This window comes from Mesorhizobium alhagi CCNWXJ12-2 (genome assembly GCF_000236565.1).
In the GTDB taxonomy this organism is placed as follows: domain Bacteria; phylum Pseudomonadota; class Alphaproteobacteria; order Rhizobiales; family Rhizobiaceae; genus Allomesorhizobium; species Allomesorhizobium alhagi.
Map to the genome: position 1 here is coordinate 1 of NZ_AHAM01000311.1, position 4,356 is coordinate 4,356.

At 61.9% G+C, this 4,356-nt stretch carries 4 protein-coding genes; all 4 read left to right on the forward strand.

Annotated elements, in window-relative coordinates:
- Window positions 1-887, forward strand: an 887-nt coding sequence (locus tag MAXJ12_RS32285; protein WP_008840429.1) for a substrate-binding domain-containing protein, incomplete at its 5' end; no start/stop codon positions are given.
- An 84-nt stretch (window positions 888-971) separates the two neighbouring features.
- Entirely contained in the window at window positions 972-2,342 is a 1,371-nt protein-coding gene (pstC, locus tag MAXJ12_RS32290; protein ID WP_008840430.1) for a phosphate ABC transporter permease subunit PstC, read from the forward strand.
- Window positions 2,342-3,649 carry a phosphate ABC transporter permease PstA gene (gene pstA / locus MAXJ12_RS32295; protein ID WP_008840431.1) on the forward strand — a complete coding sequence of 436 codons (1,308 nt, stop codon included), beginning with the start codon at window positions 2,342-2,344 and terminating at the stop codon, window positions 3,647-3,649. The genes pstC and pstA overlap by 1 nt, the downstream gene beginning before the upstream one ends.
- A gap of 14 nt (window positions 3,650-3,663) precedes the next feature.
- Window positions 3,664-4,356 (forward strand): phosphate ABC transporter ATP-binding protein PstB (gene pstB, locus MAXJ12_RS32300; RefSeq protein WP_040589326.1); only part of this gene is annotated, 693 nt, incomplete at its 3' end.

Here is a 4,356-nt window from a genome sequence, read left to right on the forward strand (position 1 = left end):
CCGGCAACCCGGCTCCGGTAGTCGAATCGACCGGCACCGGCGGTGGCTTCAAGGCTTTCTGCGGCGGTATCGGCCCCGACTTCGCCGATGTTACCGGCGCCTCGCGCGCCATCAAGGAATCCGAGGTGAAGCTCTGCGCCGACAACGGCGTGACCGACATCACCGAGGCGCTGATCGGCTATGACGGCCTTTCGATCGCCCATGCCAGCAGCGCCCCGGACATGGACCTGACCGAGGAGCAGATATTCAAGGCGCTTGCCGCCGAGCTTCCGGACGGCAAGGGCGGTTTCGTTGCCAACCCCAACAAGAAGTGGTCTGACATCGACGCGTCGCTGCCTTCGGTGGACATCGTCGCCTTCGGACCCCCGCCCACGTCCGGCACGCGCGACGCCTTCGTCGAGCTCGTCATGCATGATGGCTGCAAGGATCTGCCTGGCATGGCCGACCTGAAGAAGGCCGACGAGGACAAGTGGAACGAGGTCTGCTCGCGCATGCGCCAGGACGGACCGTTCGTCGAAGCCGGCGAGAATGACAACCTGATCGTCCAGCGCCTCGAGTCCGACCCCAATGCCGTCGGAATCTTCGGCTACTCGTTCCTCTACGAGAACTCGGACAAGCTGAAGGCCGTGAAGGTCGCCGGCGTCGCGCCGGACTTCGATACGATAGCCGATGCCTCCTATCCGGTGTCGCGTCCGATCTTCTTCTATATCAAGAACGCCCACCGCGACGTGATCCCGAACATGAACGACTTCCTTGCGGAGTACGTATCGGATGGTGCTCTCGCAGCGGACGGATACCTCCCGGAGCGTGGCCTGACCCCGCTTTCGGACGAAAAGCGCGCCGAGGTCCAGAAGGCTGTGACCGAAGCCAAGAAGCTCGGCTCCTAAGCCGGACTGAAGCGCAGCCGCCCTGAACTCGCGGGGCGGCTGCGCAATCTGTCAATATAACGAGCTTTTCTGGTCGGGGGTCTAATGGCTGGGTACCTTTTCGGCTTCATGGCGCTGGCCGCGTTTGTCGCGGCGTTTCTGGGCGCTGCCCGCGGTCGCAGCAAACGGTTCGCCGCAACGGAAAAGACGCATTCCCGGCCGATCTACCACGGCCTGAACGCGGCGATCTGGACGGGCGTTCCGGCATTCGTCTTCCTGTTGCTCTGGCTGTTGTTCCAGAACAGCGTGATCGACATGCTCGTGATCGGCAGCTATCCAGGCGCAGACAACCTATCTGGCCCGGAAAAGAACCTGCTGATCAGCGAGATACGCCAGGTCGCGGCTGGGAACATATTCCGCGAGCCAACGCCGGAGATCGCGGCCGCCGTCGCTCACCTGAAATCTTTGCAGGCGCTCTCCAGTTGGGCCATGGTCGCGGTGACGGCCGCGCTGGTCGCCATCGGAGCGTTCCTCGGCCTGCGCGCCATTCAGACACGGTACCGCGCGCGCCACAGCGTCGAGCGGTCCGTTACGTGGTTCATGATGTTCTCGTCGCTAGTCGCCATCCTGACGACTGCGGGCATCGTCTTGTCCCTGGTGTATGAGGCGCTTCAGTTCTTTGCCCGCGTTCCGGTGACCGAATTCCTGTTCGGCCTGCGCTGGGAGCCACAGATTGCGATCCGCGCCGACCAGGTCGCCGGACAGGGCGCCTTCGGCATGATCCCGGTTCTATTCGGCACGATCGTTATCTCGTTCCTGGCGATGGCGGTGGCAGTTCCGACAGGCATTCTCTCCGCCATTTACCTCACGGAATATGCCAATGAGCGTTTCCGCGCGGTTGTGAAGCCGATGCTCGAAATCCTCGCAGGCATTCCCACCATCGTCTATGGCTTCTTCGCCGTGCTCACCGTCGCACCGCTGGTGCGTCAGATCGGACTCTCCATTGGCATCGACTCGGCGCCGAACAGCGCGCTTGCAGCCGGCGGGGTGATGGGCATCATGATCATTCCGTTCATCTCTTCCCTGTCCGACGACGCCTTCGCGGCGGTCCCGCGTGCCATTCGCGAGGGCTCCTTCGCGCTCGGCGCGACCAAGGGCGAGACGATCCGCAAGGTTCTTCTTCCTGCAGCGCTTCCCGGCATCGTCGGCGGCGTGCTGTTGGCGCTAAGCCGCGCAGTGGGCGAAACCATGATCGTGGTCATGGCTGCCGGCCTGATCGCGAAGATGACGCTCAATCCATTCGATTCGGTCACCACCGTGACTGTGCAGATCGTCACACTGCTCATCGGCGACAGTGAATTCGACAATCCCAAGACACTAGCAGCGTTCGCGCTCGGCCTGGTGCTGTTCATCATCACCCTCGGCCTGAACCTGATCGCACTGCGAACCGTCCGCAAATATCGGGAGAAGTACTGATGGTGACGACGGACACGATCGGCGGCTCCGCAACGACTGCGCGTCCGCCGGTCGTCTGGAAATCCGACGAGATGGCGAAGCGGCGCAAGGCCCGCTACGCGGCTGACCGTCGCCTTCAGATCTATGGCATGGTCGCCATCGCCTTTGCGCTGGGCTTCCTGGCGGTCCTGATCGGGACGTTGACGTTCACCGGCTACCGCGCCTTCACGCAGTCGATGGTGACGATCGATATCGATTTCAGCACGGCCGAACTCGACCGCGACAATCTGATGGATTCCAACTGGCGGACCATCTTCCGTCAGGCCGTGCTAGATGATGTTGGTGAGCTATCCCGTTCCGAGGAACGCGACTATTTCTCGATGTTCACCTCCTCGGCGCCATTTCTGATCCGCGACCAGATCATCGCGGACCCGTCGATCCTCGACGGCAGGGCAACCTTCATGGTGCCGATGTCGGATCCGATCGATCAACTCGCCAAAGGCCTGGTAAACACGGATCTTCCGGAGAACCAGCGCCGGGTGAACGATAAGCAGGTCGAATTGTTCAACCAACTCGAGGAAAAGGGCGCGGTCACGCAGCCCTTCAACTGGGCGCTGTTCCTCAACGCCGACAGCCGCTTCCCCGAATTGGCCGGCCTGGCCGGCGCGATATCGGGTTCGTTCTGGCTGCTGCTCGTCTGCTTCCTGATCAGCTTCCCGGTCGGCATCGCCGCTGCTATTTATCTCGAGGAGTTCGCCCCGAAGAACAGGTTCACCGACCTGATCGAGATCAACATCAACAATCTCGCAGCGGTTCCGTCGGTGGTCTTCGGACTGCTTGGCCTGGCGGTGTTCCTTGGCTGGTTCGGCCTGCCGCGTTCCGCGCCGCTCGTTGGCGGCATGGTCCTCGCTCTGATGACATTGCCCACCATCATCATCGTGACGCGCGCTGCCTTGACCTCGGTGCCGTCGTCGATCCGCGAAGCGGCGCTCGGCATAGGCGCTTCCAAGCACGAGATGATCTTCCACCATATTTTGCCGCTCTCCATGCCGTCCATCATGACTGGGACCATCATCGGTCTTGCCCAGGCGCTCGGCGAAACCGCGCCGCTGTTGCTCATTGGGATGAACGCCTTCATCACTAGCCCGCCCTCCGGCGTTTTGGAGGCCTCAACCGCTCTGCCGACGCAGATCTATATCTGGGCGGACAGCCCCGAGCGCGGCTTCGTCGCGCGAACCTCGGCCGCTATCCTGGTGCTGCTCGGTTTTCTCGTTCTCATGAACGGCATCGCGATTTTCCTCAGGCAGCGCTTCGAGCGCCGCTGGTAAAGGAGTAGATGGACATGAATATCCTCACCGAAGCTGCAATCGACCAAAAGCTGAATGCGATGACGAACGAACCAGCGGTGAAAATGAAAGGCGAAAGTGTCGATGTGCACTACGGCGAAAAGCAAGCGCTTTTCGGTGTGAACCTCGACGTGCGCGAAAACCAGGTAACGGCGCTGATCGGCCCGTCGGGCTGCGGCAAGTCGACCTTCCTGCGCTGCCTCAACCGCATGAACGATACGATCGATATCGCACGGGTGTCGGGCAAGATCACGCTGGACGGCGAGGATGTCTATGACCCGAAGATCGACGTGGTCGAGCTGCGTGCCCGCGTCGGCATGGTGTTTCAGAAGCCCAATCCGTTCCCGAAATCGATCTACGAGAACGTCGCCTACGGCCCGCGCATCCATGGACTGACGAAGAACAAGGCCGAGCTCGACGGGATCGTCGAGTCGAGCCTTAAGAAGGCGGCGCTCTGGAACGAGGTGAAGGACCGCCTGCTCGAATCCGGCACCGGCCTTTCCGGTGGCCAGCAGCAGCGCCTGTGCATCGCGCGCGCCATTGCGGTTTCGCCCGAGGTGATCCTGATGGACGAGCCGTGCTCTGCGCTCGACCCGATCGCCACCGCGAAGGTCGAGGAACTGATCGACGAGTTGCGCGAGAACTACACGATCGTGATCGTCACCCACTCGATGCAGCAGGCGGCCCGC

Bases quoted from the DNA above. Each gene is read 5' to 3' on its own strand.
- pstC (WP_008840430.1), top strand. From the start codon at position 972: ATGGCTGGGTACCTTTTCGGCTTCATGGCGCTGGCCGCGTTTGTCGCG.
- pstA (WP_008840431.1), top strand. From the start codon at position 2,342: ATGGTGACGACGGACACGATCGGCGGCTCCGCAACGACTGCGCGTCCG.